Source organism: Nevskia soli (genome assembly GCF_903970205.1).
Classification (GTDB): Bacteria; Acidobacteriota; Terriglobia; order Bryobacterales; family Bryobacteraceae; genus Bog-113.
Genome location: NZ_CAJCHS010000236.1, coordinates 1 through 17,550 on the forward strand (window position 1 = coordinate 1; position 17,550 = coordinate 17,550).

Annotated in this window: 14 protein-coding genes and 1 pseudogene; 7 read left to right on the forward strand and 8 right to left on the reverse strand. The window is 57.5% G+C overall.

Going from position 1 to position 17,550, the window contains the following annotated elements; genetic code table 11:
- A pseudogene (locus H1Y01_RS10670) lies at positions 1-284 on the reverse strand (nitrite reductase); the annotation flags it as partial.
- Positions 285-510: 226 nt separating this feature from the next.
- Here H1Y01_RS10670 and H1Y01_RS10675 point away from each other — a divergent pair.
- From H1Y01_RS10675 to H1Y01_RS10685, 3 genes are all read left to right on the forward strand, one after another.
- Positions 511-1,464: a phosphoesterase gene (locus H1Y01_RS10675; protein WP_180540504.1), complete on the forward strand. Its 954-nt coding sequence runs from the start codon at positions 511-513 to the stop codon at positions 1,462-1,464.
- Positions 1,465-1,561: 97 nt separating this feature from the next.
- On the forward strand, positions 1,562-2,302 hold the full coding sequence (locus H1Y01_RS10680; protein ID WP_180540505.1) for a hypothetical protein: 741 nt from the start codon (positions 1,562-1,564) through the stop codon (positions 2,300-2,302).
- A complete protein-coding gene (locus tag H1Y01_RS10685; RefSeq protein ID WP_180540506.1) occupies positions 2,299-2,859 on the forward strand; it encodes a methyltransferase family protein in 561 nt (186 codons plus the stop codon). The genes H1Y01_RS10680 and H1Y01_RS10685 overlap by 4 nt, the downstream gene beginning before the upstream one ends.
- Before the next feature lie 27 nt (positions 2,860-2,886).
- Here H1Y01_RS10685 and H1Y01_RS10690 read toward each other — a convergent pair whose 3' ends face one another.
- Both H1Y01_RS10690 and H1Y01_RS10695 read right to left on the reverse strand, forming a co-directional pair.
- Positions 2,887-3,027: a hypothetical protein gene (locus tag H1Y01_RS10690; protein ID WP_180540507.1), complete on the reverse strand. Its 141-nt coding sequence runs from the start codon at positions 3,025-3,027 to the stop codon at positions 2,887-2,889.
- 41 nt (positions 3,028-3,068) lie between these two features.
- Positions 3,069-3,818 carry a Kelch repeat-containing protein gene (locus tag H1Y01_RS10695; RefSeq protein WP_180540508.1) on the reverse strand — a complete coding sequence of 250 codons (750 nt, stop codon included), beginning with the start codon at positions 3,816-3,818 and terminating at the stop codon, positions 3,069-3,071.
- 194 nt (positions 3,819-4,012) lie between these two features.
- Here H1Y01_RS10695 and H1Y01_RS10700 point away from each other — a divergent pair, with 194 nt between their 5' ends.
- Positions 4,013-6,049, forward strand: a complete 2,037-nt coding sequence (locus H1Y01_RS10700) for an alpha/beta hydrolase domain-containing protein (RefSeq protein ID WP_180540509.1) — start codon at positions 4,013-4,015, stop codon at positions 6,047-6,049.
- Between the two features lie 256 nt (positions 6,050-6,305).
- On the opposite strand, the gene H1Y01_RS10705 is transcribed toward H1Y01_RS10700, so the two are convergent.
- From H1Y01_RS10705 to H1Y01_RS10720, 4 genes are all read right to left on the reverse strand, one after another.
- Positions 6,306-9,335 (reverse strand): YncE family protein, encoded by a 3,030-nt coding sequence (locus tag H1Y01_RS10705; RefSeq protein ID WP_180540510.1) that lies wholly within the window; start codon positions 9,333-9,335, stop codon positions 6,306-6,308.
- A 270-nt stretch (positions 9,336-9,605) separates the two neighbouring features.
- Positions 9,606-9,746 (reverse strand): hypothetical protein, encoded by a 141-nt coding sequence (locus tag H1Y01_RS10710; protein ID WP_180540511.1) that lies wholly within the window; start codon positions 9,744-9,746, stop codon positions 9,606-9,608.
- A gap of 313 nt (positions 9,747-10,059) precedes the next feature.
- Positions 10,060-10,260: a hypothetical protein gene (locus tag H1Y01_RS10715; protein ID WP_180540512.1), complete on the reverse strand. Its 201-nt coding sequence runs from the start codon at positions 10,258-10,260 to the stop codon at positions 10,060-10,062.
- A 489-nt stretch (positions 10,261-10,749) separates the two neighbouring features.
- Positions 10,750-13,140: a phosphoketolase family protein gene (locus tag H1Y01_RS10720; RefSeq protein WP_257644437.1), complete on the reverse strand. Its 2,391-nt coding sequence runs from the start codon at positions 13,138-13,140 to the stop codon at positions 10,750-10,752.
- A gap of 451 nt (positions 13,141-13,591) precedes the next feature.
- On the opposite strand from H1Y01_RS10720, the gene H1Y01_RS10725 reads away from it, so the two are divergent.
- From H1Y01_RS10725 to H1Y01_RS10735, 3 genes are read left to right on the forward strand one after another with little or no spacing between them, the layout of a single operon-like run.
- Entirely contained in the window at positions 13,592-14,317 is a 726-nt protein-coding gene (locus H1Y01_RS10725) for a response regulator transcription factor (protein ID WP_257644438.1), read from the forward strand.
- Positions 14,318-14,350: 33 nt separating this feature from the next.
- On the forward strand, positions 14,351-14,995 hold the full coding sequence (locus H1Y01_RS10730) for an HAD family hydrolase (protein ID WP_180540515.1): 645 nt from the start codon (positions 14,351-14,353) through the stop codon (positions 14,993-14,995).
- 14 nt (positions 14,996-15,009) lie between these two features.
- Positions 15,010-16,068 carry a class I fructose-bisphosphate aldolase gene (locus H1Y01_RS10735; protein WP_180540516.1) on the forward strand — a complete coding sequence of 353 codons (1,059 nt, stop codon included), beginning with the start codon at positions 15,010-15,012 and terminating at the stop codon, positions 16,066-16,068.
- Positions 16,069-16,095: 27 nt separating this feature from the next.
- Here H1Y01_RS10735 and H1Y01_RS10740 read toward each other — a convergent pair whose 3' ends face one another.
- On the reverse strand, positions 16,096-17,472 hold the full coding sequence (locus tag H1Y01_RS10740) for a sugar porter family MFS transporter (protein ID WP_180540517.1): 1,377 nt from the start codon (positions 17,470-17,472) through the stop codon (positions 16,096-16,098).
- Positions 17,473-17,550 lie beyond the last annotated feature (78 nt).

The following is a 17,550-nucleotide window of genomic DNA, read 5'->3' on the forward strand; positions in this document are numbered from 1 at the left end:
TGGCGCGTGGTGAGGTGGCCGCGGCCGTGCGCGTGCCGGTCCGAAATCAGGGCGAGTTGACGCATCTGGCCCGCGGTTAGGACGCCGCCGGGGAACTTGGTGCGGACCATTTGCACGCCGGGCTGGCGCTGCCCATAGATGCCGTAGCGGAGGCGAAATCCGCGGAAATCGTCGTCCGTGATGGACCCGTCGAGGAGCTCTTGCGCTTTGGCGCGAAAACGTTCGATTTCAACACGGACCAACTGATCGTATGCGGCGTCGAAGGCGTCCCGGTGAGCGGGCATGGTGAAATACCTCTTACTCTATCGAGATTACCGTATTGCTTGCGGGGATTCGACAAAAGGGGTGAATATTTGGAGCGAAGGCCAGGCGGAGTCGTGTGTCACACAGAGAGACAAAACTGCGGGTCAGATTCGCTTGGCGTTGGCTCGCCTTCGGCCGGCACTTGCAAAACCGGCGGACTTAAGGCAAGCTGAAAGGTTTTCGCCACTCATCTTTCGCCACATCTCAATGCTCCTTCGCATTCTGCATCACGATCATTGTTTCGACGGCGCCGCGTCGGCCGCATACTTCAGCCGGTTTGTCGAAACCGCCTTCTACCCCGGATCGGAATTCCGCTTCCAGGGAATGATTCATCAGGCGCGGCAAACCTTTCCGGACGAATTATTCGATGGCGATGAGAACGCGATTGTCGATTTCAAGTATTCGAGTCATCCCAAGCTGACCTGGTGGTTCGATCATCATCAAAGCGCCTTCCTGACTCCGGAGGATGCGGAGCATTTTGCCCGCGACCGCAGCGGTAAGAAATTGTATGACCCGGAGTATAAGTCCTGTACGAAGTTCATTAGTGAGATCGCGCGGGACCGCTTCCGGTTCACCGCGCCGGAGCTCAGCGAACTGGTCGAATGGGCCGACATCGTGGACGGCGCGCAATATCAGGATGCGCGCACAGCGGTGGAGATGCCCGCGCCCGCGATGAAGCTCACGTTAGTCATCGAAAGCGCAAAGGAATCGGGTATTTCGCGCAAAATCATTGACTGGATGCGGCGGATGCCGCTGGCGGAAATTGTCGAGCAATCCGAGGTGGAACAGCTTTTCTCGCCGCTATACGAACGGCACCTAAGGTCGGTCGATATGATCAAGGAGCGCGCGAAGCAGGATGACGGCGTCGTGACGTTCGACCTTACCGGCTACGATCTCGAAGGTTACAACAAGTTCATCCCCTACTATCTGTTTCCGCAGAGTAGTTATACGGTTTCGGTGTTACCCACGAAAGTACGGACTAAGATTAGTGTGGGCTCGAATCCGTGGTCGCCGCGCGAGATTACCCACAATCTGGCGACCATTTGTGAGCGCTTCGGCGGAGGCGGACATGCAAAAGTCGGCGCGATTAGTCTCGAGCCGGGCGCGCTGGAGCAGGCGCGGAACGTAGCTGCGCAAATCGCGGCAGAGCTGAAGAGTTAGCGCATTGACTGGCTTTGGGCGCGCAATTCTGTTTGCTATTGGCGCCCTGTGCTTTTGTCGCTCCGCTGGCTCGCAGACCATACCGAAGTATAAGAACTTGGACCTGTCGCAAGATCTCGCTTTCCACCTCAAGCCGGACGACAAAGAGTTCCATGACAGATTCTGCCCGTCGGATAGGTGCGTTTGCAAGTCCGATATCCAGTATGTCCGGATCACGTCAGAGTCACAGGGTGTGAGACTGATCAACCAGCGGCTGCGGGCGGATGCTGAGAAAGCCAGGTGCGTCTATCTTCAGGCGGTCGCTTCCATGGAACAGGAAGTGACCCATCTTTCCGCGCACGTCGTCAGCGTCGTGGAACTCGCCGAGTCGTTGAACATCGGAGCCCAGGGAAGTTGTCACCAATCTGTCGCGGTTCATACTTACGAGTTAGCGACCGCCAAAGAGTACTTGCTGGGGGACATCATCAGCCCGTCTTCACTTAGTAAGTTGCGCGAGACTTTGCCCGCCAGTATCGCCGCCGAGCATGACCGTCAAGATCACGAAGTCGATTACGAACAATGGAAGGCGAACCCTCCGGCAGGGCGGAAGGATGGGTATAAACCGTATGTGGAGCCCGCGGAGGATTTTGCGCGCGACGTGGAGACAGGCCGCCGGAAAGTAGATTCGCTCAGCGATCGGGATCTGCTGCGGGCGCCTATCTTCATCAAGAACACTCACCTGTTTATCAACATTAACGATTACATATTCGGATGTGCGGGAGGAACCTTTCACCCGGCCGAAATTCCCGCCTCGATGATTACGCTGCCTTCCATACAGCGGGAGTTGCATAAGCCGTGAAAAGCCTATGGATCGTACTCTACTGGTGCTGGGTGGCGTCGGAAATCGTACTGGCGGTGTGGCGCCGGACTGCGCGCGGCGGCGGCGACATTCAGGACCGCGGATCGCAGCTGATTCTGTGGGCCGTGATTATCCCGTCGCTGACGATTTGCGAGGTGATCCGGCGCACGCTTCCGCCCGACCTTCCCGGCGAGCGCTGGCTCGGCCCGCTTAGTCTGGTCTTACTGGTCGGTGGACTCGCTGTACGCTGGACTGCGATCGTGAGCTTGGGGAAAGCGTTCAGCGTGAACGTCGCGATCCGGGAATCGCAGCAAATGCATCGAACGGGTCTCTACCGTTTCGTGCGACATCCATCCTACTCCGGCATGTTACTCATCTTTCTGGCGGTCGGTTTAATCTCGCGGAATTGGTTCGGTCTCATCGCGGCCCTGGTTCCGACATCGGCTGCGTTGTTGTATCGGATTCATGTAGAGGAACGGGCGCTCGTTAGAGCTTTCGGAGATAAGTACCGGACTTATGCCAGTGAGACGGAGCGGCTGATTCCAGGAGTTTTCTGAAAGCCAACGTCGGCGCCGTTACTGGCCTTAAGGAGCGGGATACAACAGCCAGGTGTCACTGAAGGGATGGCTGAAATTGAAGCCGCCATAGAGCAGCAGTCCTTTCGAGTCGGCGTCGTAGTCTACTCCGGGCGCCCAGCGCGCCGGCGGGACACTACCGATTACCATCGCCTGCGTCCATGCCCCATCGCGGTACAGCCAAGTATCGTTTAGATCGACGTTGTTAACCGTGCCGCCGAAAGCACGACCCGGCGCAAACTCGCGTCCCAGGCAAAAGCACCCATGCTACGTGGCGACGGCGAAGCAGGCGGAAAAAGCTCCGTCCAATTTACGCCATCCCAAATCCACGTGTCCCCGAGTTGCCCGGCGGCGTCGTCCCCGCCGAACAACACCACGTTGCCGGCGGCGTAATCGAACGCCAGCACCGTTCGCCTTGGTGAGGGTGTAGTTGCGGGGAAGTTCTCGATCCACGTGCGTGTCACACCGTTCCAACTCCAGGTATCTCCCAGATAAGAACTGCCGTTCGTGCCGCCAAAGAGCACCACCTGCTTAGTGGCGTCGTCGTAAACCATTCCCTGCGCATCGAACCGGCGTGGAGGAGGAGACACGGGAGGGAACTGTTGCACCCACGTAAGCCCGTTCCAGATCCAGGTGTCATTGAGCGGATTGCCGCTGGAATCGGTTCCGCCAAACAGCACGATGTTGTTGGCGGCGATATCCAAAGCCATTCCAGCCCCCTTTCGCGCGGAGGGGGACGATGTTGGCGTTATAAAATACCAGGTCTTATGCCAGAGCCACATGTCATTCGAGGTTCCACCTCCTCCAGAATAGGAGCCGGAAAACAACACACTGGACGCGTCTACCGGATCGAACGCCATGCCTGGGCAGCAGCGCTGCGAGGGGTAAGTCGTCGGATTCTGTTGTACCCACTGCACGCTTTGCGCTTGAAGCGAACTCATCAAACAGCCGCCAAACATAAGCAAGCCGGCGAATACGGGCTGGCGCGGGAAAGATCCCACCATTTGCTTGTCCCCCCCTCACGGTTCCTGAACGGAATAATGCCTGTCAGGTGTATCGCACCAGATGGAAGATACGCCGGATTCAGTTCGGGTTGGCGAAGAGGCGCTTTCGCTATACGATGAGAGCTGTCCCCATGCGCTCTAGACCTATACTTGCGTTGCTTCCCGCTCTTTTCGCAATTCAGATCGCGCTCCCAAAGGTTGCCGGCGCGCGGGTCGTTCGGTTTGTCGTTGAGCGCACGGAATCGCCCGCGCTGAACGGCGAATCGTTTGGGTCGGTTGGCCAGTATCGCAAGCTCACCGGCCGGTTCTTCGGCGAACTTGACCCGCGTGATCCAAGCAACGCCCTCATCACTGATCTCGCTTCGGCGCCTCGAAATTCTCGCGGAAAGGTTGAATACTCGGCCACGTTTACGCTGCTGGCGCCCGTCGATCCTGCTAAAAGCACTGACGTCCTGCTCTACGAAGTACCCAACCGCGGTCACATCGTGCTCAGCACAAAGTATTGGGCCGATGCGCTCCACGCGGGTCACGCCGTTCTTTTCTCCGGATGGCAGGGAGATCTCGATCCGCAGAACGGGCTCGAAGCGATAACGGTTCCCGTGGCGCACTCGAATGGCAAAACAGATATCACCGGCCCGGTGCTCGTCCGACTCGCCAATTTGCCTGCCGGTTCCCACACCGCACCGCTCAATACAGGCTATGGCGGCCTCAAATACCAGTTTCCTGAAACGCTCGACACCACCAGGGCGTTACTCACCGCGCAAGCCTCTGAAGACGGCGAGATGGTCCCTATCAAGGCGGACGACTGGGCGTTCGCCGATTGCGAGGCGAGGCCGTTTCCCGGTACACCGCACCCTAACAAGATCTGTCTGAAGTCCGGATTCGATCCAGCATTGCTTTATCAACTCGTGTTCACGGCGAAGGATCCGCTTGTTCTCGGCATTGGATTTGCCGCCACGCGCGACCTTGTCGCGTTCCTGCGCCACTCGACGGTGGACGCCGACGGCGCCGCCAACCCCTTGGCCGGAAAACTCCGGTTCGCGATTGCGTTCGGTACGTCGCAGTCCGGCAATTTCTTACGCTCTTTTTTGAATTTGGGGTTCAATCAAGATGAATCGCAGCGCAAGGTTTTCGATGGGATGAACCCGAACATTGCCGCGCGCCAGTGTGCCGTGAATATTCGCTTCGCAATTCCAGGCGGGGCGGCGAATCGATTCGAACCGGGGAGTGAAGGCGTGCTCTGGTGGACCGATTATCGCGATGAGGAGCGTGGACGAAGGGTCGCAGGCCTGCTCGATCGATGCCGCGCAACGAATACATGCCCGAAGATCGTGGAGACCTTCGGATCCTCTGAGTTTTGGGGGCTTCGCATGTCGCCGGACTTGGTTGGAACGCGCGCGAATCAAGACATTCCGCTACCGGCTGAAGTTCGTCGTTACTACTTCCCAGGCGTCACCCATGGCGGTGGTCAGGGCGGATTTAGAACTGACTCCCGTCCGGCGGCCGGCGGGACGTGTGCGCTAGCTGATAATCCCAATCCAACCGCCGACTCGATGCGCGCTTTGCGTCTCGCATTAATCGACTGGGTGGTGCACCATAAGGTTCCGCCGCCTAGCCGCTATCCGACGCTGTCGCGTGGCGAACTGGCTCCACCGGATCATCTGGCGATGGGATTTCCGATGATTCCCGGGGAGCCGTTACCGGACAACCTCATCAACCCTTTCTTCGTCTATGATTACGGCCCCGATTTCAACTACAACGATCTGTCCGGAGTCATCTCGTTTGCGCCGCCGACTGTCCGGCAAACCATCCCGATGTTAGTTCCGCGAACCAACGCCGATGGGAACGAAACAAGTGGGATCGCGTCGGTCTTGATGCAGGTTCCACTTGGAACCTATCTAGGGTGGAATGTAACAGCGTCCGGATATTTCAAAGGTAGAGGCTGTGGGTTTGCCGGTGGATTTATTCCGTTTGCCCGAACTAAGGCGGAGCGGCTTGCGAACGGCGATCCGAGGCCTTCACTCGAGGAGCGTTACCGTTCACATGAAGCGTATGTGAAGCTTGTGAGAGAAGCTGCGGCTCGCATGGTTCAAGAGGGATTCCTCCTCCAAGAGGACGCGGATCGAACAGTCAAAGAAGCGAGTGCAAGCGACGTGGCGCGTGAATAGCTTGGCGCGGGAGGGCCTTTTTCGGCCTGCCTCGAAAATGATCCCCAACATAGACCGTTACACCCGGAAGGGGTCAACGCGGCTGATAGCGGAGGACCCTCAGGCGGACCCTCCCCTTCGGTCGGGCTCGAAGTGGGGCTTTGCAGTCCCCTTCCATCTTTGGTTGTGAACCGAGGGTCATGCCGAATTCCGTAGAAACAAAAAAGCCCTCTCCCCGGCGAGCGGAGAGAGGGCTAATTAAAGGCCGGAATGCGACTTATTTATCGTCGTCGTCGTCGTCCTTGGCGGGCACAGCTTTGTTGAAGTCGCTCGCCGGACGAACCGTCTTCTCCCCGGGGAAGGGGCGCGTAAAGCCGGTGGCCTCATACCAGTTGTAGTGGCTGACGGTGTCCACATCTTCGACGTCGGGTTTGTGATAATTGCCGGCGAAGATCTCGGTCTTCTTCTTCAGCCATCCATCGCGCAACGCTTTAACCGCAGCGCTGTCGCTTGCATTCATGTGACTGCGGGCCTTTGAGCTTGCGATATGAGCCGGGCTCGCGGGGCAGGTCGGGATCGGCTGAGCCGGAGTCTCGCTAACACCCATATTCAGGGGGATCCCGTTGGCCACATGCGACCACGGCAGGAAGTTTTCCTTGGGCGGGGTGTCAACGAAGATTTCACTCATCGGCGAGGCTACCAGATCGAACTGGTTCATGGGCGTGAGACCGAGAATCTGCTCGATCGTACGAGTCATGTTGACCTGCGTGTAGAATGTGCTGTCCTCGGTTACGCCGGCCCCGGAGCCGTCGCTGTTCACCATCTGCTTGACATAGGGGCTGAAGATATAGCCGGGGCTGCGGTGGCCGTCGACGTGATCGACGCCATTCTGCGCATCGTCTTCCTCGACGAAGATGGCCGAAGAGGACCAGATGGAGCTGTGGCTGATGGCGTCCACGTAGCGCCCAAGAGCCAAATCGTTATCGGCCTGCATGGCCTGCGAGGTCGGGGGGCCGCCGGTATGGTCCGAGCTGATCCACATGAATTCCAGATGAGGCACCGTACCGGACGCGAGGTCACTCTGGAAAACCTCATTCCAGATATCGAAGCGGAACTGGTCGGGGATACCTAGATCGAACTGCGGGTAGTTCGTAACCGTGTTATTGATCAGATTCGGGAGGGGCGAGTGGGAGGAGACCGTGTTGTAGTTGTAGAGTTGGCTCTCAGCGCCACATTCGTAAGCCATCGCATCGTCGTAGAAGTCGATCCACTGGGGCTCGGTGGTTGACCCGCTTGGCTGTAAGAACGTGTCGTACTCTACGTACTCGCCGAAATTCTTGAAGTAAAGGCCGGACTTCGCAACTTGGTCCCAGAGATGGCCCGCCTTCTGGTAAGCGATCGCATCGCCGCCGTTGGAAGGATAGTCGCGGAGCCAGTCCGGCGACTGAATGTCGTCAGAATAGGGCGCCATGGCCTGCACGATCCAGTTGTGACCGTCGGCCGACTGCCGGCTCGGGTCGTAGAAGTTGTCGAAAAGCGGGAAGCGCTGCACTAGCGCGTGCGCGTTGGGCGTGACGGCGCCGTACGTTGCGTTGTCGCCGAAAACTGCCAGGGAGGCGTCGCCATTACCGCCTGCGACATCACCAATGATCTGATCGTAGGTGCGGTTCTCACGGATGATCACGAATACGTGCTTGATCTTCGACGGAGAGCCGATCTTTGCCGGGATCGCGGCAGGCGGAGCCTGGGGGTTGCCCCCTGCGGCCGATGCGATATTTTGCGCTAGATCCCAATGGTTGTTTTGGTAGACCTGTTTCGTCAACGCGGCTAGGTTGCCGGTAGGCACGGAAACGAGGCTGACGATGCCGAGGTCCTGGTGAGTATTGAAGTCAGTTACGTCGTAGTAAGTTCCGTAAGAGTTTTCCGCTGTATTCGTCGGAGGGGGAGCTACCGCGTAGCCGGTGGTGCCGATGCCCTTGTCGTCCGCGACGATGATCTTACCGTCCGCCTTGTCCAAAACAACCGAACTTGGCGCGTAGGCGACCGGAATCATGCCTACAACGGCAGTCGAATTGGAGGTGGCGGCGAGGTTGACCACCGCAATCGCGTTTGCATTGTACAGGGCGACGTAGGCTGTTGCGGTTGCGTCATCCACAGCGATCGAGTTGGGACCCGCCCCGTAGGCCGGAGAAGTGCTGCCGGGAACCTTGATCGGGAGCCCGACGCTGATGACGCCCGTCACCGTGTTGGTGGTGGTGTCGATGACCGAGATGGTGTCGTCATATGTATTGGCGACCAATAGCTTCTTGCCCCAAAAAGCCATCCCCGTCGGGTGCAGGCCGGTGTAGATCTCGCCCGTAACCGTAAACGTTGTCAGGTCAACCACGGAAACCGAACCCGTCGCCGCGCTGCCGGTCGGATACGCGGCGAAAACCGGAGTGCCGTTTGAGTATCCCTGGAAATCGTCCATAAGAGCAATCCGGCCGGCCTGGTTCGAGACGTAGGCCGTCTTTCCATCCGGCGAGATTATTACACTGTGCGGGACGTTGCCGACACGGATCTCTGGGCCTTCCGTCGGTGTAGTCGCGGTCAGGTCGATCTTGGTCAGCGTGTCGTTATTGTCTAGTACGGCATAAGCGGTTTTGCCATCGGCCGAGACCGCGATGCCGAGCGGATAAGAGGTGTATGTGTAATCCGATGCAATCGAGACCGTCTGACCGCACGGAATTTCAACGCTGCCGGTGGTGCCCGGAGGGCTGTTCGGGAAGCAGGTGACTGTCGTTAGAACGTTAGAGCTGTTGACATCGATTGGAACGTTGACTTGGGTAGGGTAAGGGTCCGAGCCGCCGGTCGATGTGATAAGGCCGGTGTTGGGATCGACGCTGGCAATGGTGACGTAGCTGCCAGGCGCGTAATTGCCATCCTGGCTGAACAGCAGGTGCAAGCCGTCCGGGGTGTAGGTGATGCCGAATTCGCTGCCGTTGGTGTCGTACTCAACGGTAGCGCCTGACAGATACGGTGGGCTGTAGGTCTGCACGACCGCGCCCGTCTGGGTATTGAAAATCGAGACGGCTTGCGGGGCGCCCATTTGAAGCACGGCGGCAGTGTGCGTCTTGGTGTTAGGATTCAGCGCGACGGCTTTGGCGCGGGTTGTGATGCCGAGGTAAACCTGGGTACCCACCGGAGTGATGATCTGGCCGTTGCTGGTGACCCACGGATACGGTGTGGTTTCCGGGTAGGTAGGACCGTGTGAAGCATTCTGGTTCTCGCCTACTTTGTACGTGGGAAAGGGTACGGATTGACCCATAAGGGCCGAAACGCTCAGCCCTGTCGCCAGTACGCCGGCGAGCAGAGGTAAAGGGTTGCTTCGAGATTGATTCCGAGAATTCTTCTTGGACATTAATCGTTTTCTCTCTCTTTTCCTTCTTCGTTTGCCGACGCGCTGCGACTGCAGGACAGCTCGACAAGCAGACTCAGTTTAACGACTGCGAACTGACGCGAGAATTACGAGAAAATGACATTTTTGTCATCTGGCCGGGCGTCGCGACGCAAGCCCGCCGGGCTTATTCAGTCTTCGCTACCGGGTCGCATATCCATAGAGCGCCGCGTTGTAGAGTGACAAACCGAACGCCTCGACATCCAGCGAGTTCGGTCTATACGGACACGAACTCTCCTCGCGATCGTCGCCGATGTCACATCCGCACGCGTAGCCTTTCAAACGCGTTGCAGTGATCCTCTGGCAAACTGCATAACCATTCGTGGGAGGTTCCTGGGCACGCGCCGGGATATGACTGAAGCGCTTTTCGTTCGCCGCTGCCGGAAAGTTTAGGTGCGATATCGAGTTACCGGCAAAGCTCTCATACCGAGGCCAACGGTCGCCAGAGGCGAGACGATGTCGATATCAGCAACAGAAGCAGCTATTACCCTAAGCTCGGAAGAGATCTCTAGATGCGGCGGCAATCGCGAAAGGCATAGATGCTGGGTGCCGTTGTAGCGGCCAAGTCCGATCCCGCTTTACCCGCGCGTTATAGTCAAGATCTTCCGGCAGGGGCGGCGTCCAGCAGAACCTTGAGCGAATCAATCGCCTTCTGGGCAGCCGCGAGTTGGAGCCGCTCCTGTTCGATTCCGGTGCCCGGCTTGGCTAGCCCTGTGACCTGCTGAGGCGCGAGCTGGGGCGTTGTAACCTGCGGCGTCTCTTGCGAATCGAATAGAGCGGCCGGCGCCTCGTCCAACGAAGGGCGGAATGCACTTCGGCGGGAGGGATAAACCTGTTCGGTGTATCAGCCGGTGTTTGGACGATAGTGTCGATCATTTTCTTTTACCTCTTAGCCTTGCGGGTTGGTGGCTGCGGATCGCGAGGGATGCTTCGCCAATGCACGTCCGCCGGTGCCGGGCCGCGGTCGATGGCGTGTCCGAAGACGTCGAACATGCGAGAGACGATCTGCTTCCCTACGCGTACCAGCAAGGGAGCCCTGACATCTCGCGGTCAAGTGGCGACTTGCTTTCCGCCACGGTTCCGTCCAGGTCGACTACGACTAGTTCTTTCATGTAGAGATCGCCCTTACGGTTGTTTTAGTGCAATCGTGGAACGAGCGCGAGGTTATCGCTCATAACATACATAGCTAGTGCCGAGAGCATCAGAACCATGGCAACCCAGAACTTCCAGTCATGATGCGCTCGCTGCCAGTAAGGGCGATTATCCGGATGAGCCGTGCGGGCGCTCACACAGCCCCGGTTTTCCCGGATCCCGGCCACTTCCAGTTGCGGATCTCCGGTAAGTCTTGACCGTGCTTGTCGATGTAGAGCTTGTGCTCGATCAGCTTGTCCTGCATGGACTGCTTCAAGTAAGCGCCTTTCGAGCCAAGGTTCGGCAAACGGTCGATTACGTCCTGCACCAGGTGGAACCGGTCGAGGTCGTTCTGTACGCGCATGTCGAAGGCGGTTGTTATCGTGCCTTCTTCCTTGTACCCGCGGACATGCAGGTTGCGGTTCGTCCGGCGGTAAGTGAGGCGGTGGACCAGCCAGGGGTATCCGTGGAACCCAAAGATGATGTGTTTGTCCTTAGTGAACAGCGAGTCATATTCGCTTTCACTCAGTCCGTGTGGGTGCTCACTCGCCGACTCAAGCTTCATCAGATCGACGACATTAATCACCCGGATCCTCAGCTGCGGCAAGTGCTCGCGCAGGATGGAAACGGCGGCCAGAATCTCTAGAGTGGGGGTATCGCCGCAGCAAGCCATCACCACGTCCGGTTCGGAATCCTGATCGTTACTTGCCCATTGCCAGATACCGACGCCCTTGGTGCAGTGCACGACCGCTTGGTCGATGGTCAGCCACTGAGGCAGCGCGTGCTTGCCGGCGACCACGACGTTTACGTAGTGTCTGCTGCGCAGGCAGTGGTCGAAGGTAGATAGTAGACAGTTCGCGTCCGGCGGAAGATAGACGCGTACGATGTCGGCTTTTTTGTTGATGACATGATCGAGAAAACCGGGATCTTGATGGGTGAAGCCGTTGTGATCCTGCTGCCACACGTGGGAGGCAAGCAGATAGTTCAGTGAAGCAATCTTTCGCCGCCAAGGTAGTTCCGAAGTTACCTTCAGCCACTTAGCGTGCTGACTAAACATAGAGTCGACAATGCGAATGAAGGCCTCATAGCTGTTGAACAGACCGTGACGGCCCGTCAGCAAGTATCCTTCCAGCCAACCCTCGCATTGATGCTCGCTGAGCATCGAGTCCAGCACTTGTCCGGAAGGCGCCAGAAATTCGTCGTTACTCTGTTCCCGCGCGTCCCATTGGCGGCTGGTGACTTCGAAGACAGCGCCCAGAAGATTCGAAAGTGTCTCGTCGGGACCGAAAACTCGAAAGTTATGCTGATCCTGATTCAATACCGCTACGTCGCGCAGGAACTTGCCCAGGACGAGCGTATCCTGTCCGTCAACTGCGCCCGGCGAAGGTACCGCGACAGCGTGAGTACGGAAGTCGGGCATCTGTAAGTCGCGAAGCAGCCGGCCGCCATTGGCGTGCGGATTGGCGCCCATTCGCCGGTCGCCGGTTGGGGCGAGTTCGGCTAGTTCCGGAATCAGACGGCCGTTCTTATCGAACAGTTCTTCCGCCCGATAACTCTTCATCCAGCTTTCAAGCAGCTTGACGTGATCGGGGTGCTCGGGATCGACTAAGATCGGCACCTGGTGCGCGCGGAAAGTGCCCTCAATTTGCAGGCCATCCACTTCCTTGGGTCCGGTCCAGCCTTTAGGTGACTTGAGCACGATCATCGGCCAACGCGGCCGGGTGTTATTATTCCGGCTTCGCGCGTTTTGTTGAATCTCCCGAATAGCCTCGATGGCTTTTTCCATGGTGCTCGCCATTAGATGGTGCATCTTTTCCGGGTCATCGCCTTCGACGAATAGCGGCGCCCATCCACAGCCTTTCAGGAAATGTTCGAGTTCTTCATGCTCGATCCGGGCGAGCACGGTGGGATTACTAATCTTGTAGCCGTTGAGGTGCAGAATCGGGAGCACAGCGCCGTCGGTAATCGGATTCAGAAACTTGTTGGATTGCCACGAAGTCGCCAGCGGGCCGGTTTCCGCTTCGCCGTCGCCGACGACGCAGGCTACGATCAGATCGGGATTGTCGAACGCGGCTCCGAAGGCATGGCTCAGCGAGTACCCGAGTTCACCGCCTTCGTGAATCGATCCTGGAGTTGTCGGCGCGACATGGCTTGAGATCCCTCCGGGGAACGAGAACTGCGTAAACAGTTTCTTCATCCCCGCTTCATCCTGAGTCACGTTCGGGTAAATCTCGCTCCAGGTGCCTTCCAGGTAGACGTTGCCCACGATGGCCGGGCCGCCGTGACCCGGACCGGCAACGTAGAACATATCCAAGTCGTACTTCTTGATCACCCGGTTCAAATGCACGTAAATGAAGTTCTGGCCCGGCGTCGTCCCCCAATGGCCAACCACTAAGGGCTTGACGTGGGAGAGTTTGAGCGGCTCTTTCAGCAGGGGATTATCGAAAAGATAGATCTGACCGACTGAAATATAGTTCGCTGCCCGCCAATAGGCGTTCATTTTCGCAAGCAACTCGGCCGTCAAGGAATCTTTGGTGAGATTCACGGACACGCCTCTGCCCGTTGAGCTCGTAGCCGGCGAGCTCGTAGCCGGCGAGCTCGTCACTGATGTCTGGATTGGTACTTCGAAAGTAGTTTCGATCATGACCTTTTGACCCCTGCCGCGCTCCCCGGGAAAGATGTATTAATCGCGCCTTTGGAAACCCCGAGGGCTGATTCCAAGGTAGCGGGGAAAGCGTCAAATCCGCGTCAAAAAGCTACGGATGAGGGGGCTACAGACCATTCACCGGGGAACACCGGGTGACCTTATGTTGTCGTTTGACGCTTTAGGGACGCCGGTGGCGCGAGGGGTAGGAGAAAAGAAGCTTATATTGCAACGCCACCGGCGGAATCGCATTCGGCGCGCGAGTTGCCCACTCATCCGTAGGTCACGAATTCAATCACTTTAAATAGAATTGAGGCGGTAAACGGCGACATCTTCGCAGACCTTTCGGAGCTTGCGTGAAAACAGCTCCACACTTGAAGTTTCGGCCGATAGAAGGCTCCGGATACTCGTTGTAGAGGATGAGTTTTCGACGCTGAGTTTGCTTTGCGCTGGGCTGCGGTCAGCCGCGCACTATGCTTACGCGGCCTTGGAGGGCGAATCGGCCCGGCGGGTATCACGGTCCATTCAGCCTGATTTGATCGTCCTACACTTATCTTCGCCCGGAACCAACGGCAAAGAAGTCTTGGGCCGGATGCGCGAATGGACATCGTTGCCTATTGTGGTGCTATCGGTTCGTGATCAGGAATCCGAGAAGATCGAATCTCTCGATGCCGGCGCGGATGATTATCTAACAAAACCGTTCAGCATGAGCGAGCTGCTGGCCCGGGTTCGCGCCGTCGTGCGGAGGAGTTGCGCTAAGTTAACAAACGAAGTTTTCACGACAGGCGCCCTTAAAGTGGACTTCAGCAAGCGAGAGGTGTTTGTCGGGGATGAACAAATCAAACTAACTGCAACCGAATATCATCTTCTTCGGGTTTTGGTGCGCCATGCGGGGCTAGTCAGAACACATAATCAATTGATTCACGAAGTATGGGGTTGCACGCAATATCACGATTCCATTCACCTCTTGCGCGTCACCGTCAGCAATCTGCGAAGGAAACTGGTCAGCGATTCCACGCCTCTCCGGCCGATTCTTACGGAACCGGGAGTCGGATACCGCCTTCAGTCCGTGCAGTAAGACATCTTTGAACGGACCAGGGAGAAACGAGCGATGAATAACACGACGGGAATAACCTGTCTGTTTGTGGATGTAGGCGGTGTCCTACTTACCAACGGATGGGATCATCTGGAGCGAAGAAGGGCGGCGGAAAAGTTTGGGCTCGATTGGGATGAGATGGAAGAACGTCACCGATTAACCTTTGAAATCCACGAGGAAGGCAAACTCAGTTTCGACGAATATCTCAATCTCGTGGTCTTTTATAAAACCCGGCTTTTCACGCGGTCGCAGTTTCGATGTTTTATGTGCGACCAATCGCAACCTGACCACGACATGCTCAGAATGGTCGCTCAACTCAAAAGCCGGCACGGTCTGAAGATCGCGGTGGTCAGCAATGAATCGCTTGAACTGAATGAGTACCGCATTCAAACATTCAACCTGGACGGTTTTGTGGATGCTTTTATTTCATCCTGCTACGTTCATCTCCGTAAGCCCGACGTGAACATCTTCCGCCTGGCGCTCGATATTACTCAGGTTCCGGCGCACAAGGTGTTGTATATCGAAAACACCCCGATGTTCGTCCAGATTGCGGAAGGCCTGAAAATTCGGAGTATTCTTCACACCGACTACAAGTCGACGCGCGCGCAGTTGGCCGCGTTCGGGTTGGATACTGAAGAACTGTTGCAAGCTGCGAGCTAAGGGAGATTCAATACGTGAATAGTCAGGATCTGATAGATACTGCGAGCAAGATCGTTGCCGACGATAAGGGGTTGCTCGCCATTGATGAAAGCATTCCAACTTGCAACAAGCGTTTCGCAAAGCAAGGAATTCCGCAGACCGAAGCGGCAAGGCGCGCCTATCGGGAGTTAATCATCACCACCCCGCGTCTCGGCGAGAGCATTAGTGGGTTGATCCTGTACGACGAGACGATCCGGCAGCAGAAGACGGACGGCACTCCCTTTATCAAGGCCATCGTCGACGCGGGAATCATCCCGGGCATCAAGGTTGACACGGGCGCTCAAGAGATGGCTTTACACCCCGGGGAGAAAGTCACCGAGGGGCTTGACGGACTGCGCGAGCGCCTAAAGGAATACTCTCGAATGGGAGCTCGCTTTGCCAAATGGCGTGCGGTTATTGCGGTCGACGAGAGCATTCCCAGCCGGGGTTGCCTTGAGGCGAATGCGCAGGCACTGGCCCGCTACGCCGCTTTGTGCCAGGAAGCCGGGATCGTGCCTGTCGTTGAGCCGGAAGTGCTCATGCAAGGCGATCACACGATCGAGCGCTGCCGCGAACTAACCGAAGACGCTCTCCACACGGTATTTGCCCACCTTTACACGCAAAGGGTAATGCTGGAAGGGACGATCCTGAAACCTAACATGGTGCTTCCCGGATTGACTTGCCCCCAACAAGAAGGTGTAGACGCGGCGGCCGACATCACGGTCACCTGTCTCTTGCGATCTGTCCCCGCGGCTGTTCCCGGCATCGCGTTCCTCTCGGGTGGTCAATCGGGCGAGTTGGCCTCTGCGCGTCTGAATGCGATGAACGTCCGATTCAAGTCACATCTGCCCTGGGGTGTAGCGTTTTCGTTTGGCCGCGCCATTCAGCAGCCGGCCCTGGAGATCTGGAACGGCCGGGAAACGAACGTGGCGGCGGCGCAACAGGCTCTTTATCACCGCGCCCGATGTAACCGGGCCGCACGCCGCGGCGAGTACGTAGCCGCCATGGAAAAGCCATGGAAGTGGGACGGGGTCAGCGGAGCCAAAGCAGCGTAGAGGTGCGCGTTCTGTTTTGCGCGAGACTTATAAGGCGCGGGGATGCTTGCCGGACCGCATGTAAGCTTCAATCTGCTCCAACGTTTTCCCCTTCGTTTCGGGGACCAGGAAAAATGCAAAGAACCAAGCCGCTAACGTGACGACTCCAAACAACCAGAACGTGCCGGGCTTTCCCAAAGCTTTCGTAAGCGTAAGAAAAGTCAACGCTACGACTAGATTGCCGGTCCAGTTAACGGCAGTACCGACGCTCATAGCGCGGCCTCGAATGCGCAACGGGTAAATCTCTGAAAGTATCAGCCAGAAAACGGGCCCGAGTCCGAGGGCATAGGAACCTACAAATGCCATGAGGCTGGCGATTGAGACCCACCCCAGAACGCTCTTGAATTGCGGAAGCGAAAAGGCGAGGCCTAGCAGGGCAAGGCTGGCCGCCATTCCCGCAAGGCTGATTAGCAGAAGTGGTCGCCGTCCCACGCGATCGATCAGTTGCATCGCTACTACGGTTAATGTGACGTTGACCAGTCCTACTCCGACGCTGGCCAGAATCGCCGCGGATGAAGAAGTTAAGCCCGCAAACTTGAAGATGGTCGGAGCGTAATAGATGACCGTGTTGATGCCGGTGATCTGCTGCGCGATGGCCAGCCCGATGCCGACGATCATGGCCGATCGCAATACCGGACTCCACAGTTCGGACCAGTTCCCCTTCTGCCGCCCCAGGCTCTCCTGGATGTCGCTAAGTTCGCTCGACGCTTGGTCCGGGTTGCGAATTTTCTTGAGCACCGCCCGGGCTTGATCCAAGCGTCCGCGCCCTGCCAGCCATCGCGGGCTGTCGGGAATAAAAATCAGTCCGATGCCGAAGGCGGCGGCCGGAATCACCGCCACTGCGAACATGCCGCGCCACGCTCCGGAACCCGCGAATGCGTAGTCGACCAGATAAGAAATTACAATGCCGATGGTGATGGCGAGCTGATTGATCGAAACCAGCTTTCCCCGAATCTCAACAGGTGCGATTTCGGAGATGTACAGCGGCGCGACAAAGGAAGCAACGCCGATCGCAACGCCTGCAACAACCCGGGCGAGAATCAGCCAAGCCGTGCCCGGCGCCAGAGCCGCCCCCACGCCGCCCAGACCAAACACGATGGCCGCGGCGATCAACAATCTCCGTCGTCCCAAACGATCGGCCAGAACACCGCCCCCCGCAGCGCCGGCGAGCGAGCCCAGCAAGACCGAGCTGACGACAATTTCTTCCATGCGCGCGGACAGGGAAAACTGTTTCTGAACGAACAGAATTGCGCCGGAAATGACGCCGATGTCGTACCCGAAAAGCAAGCCGCCCAGCGCTGAAATGGAAGCGGCCGCATAAACAAAGGGTCGAATCGCGGACGTTGTCTGGGTCGCTACGGCCATAATCACAAGCTAGCGCGAGTCCTATCAAAATGCCGTCAAAAGACGAGACCGAAGCGTTCGTTCGGATGCGTTCGCGGG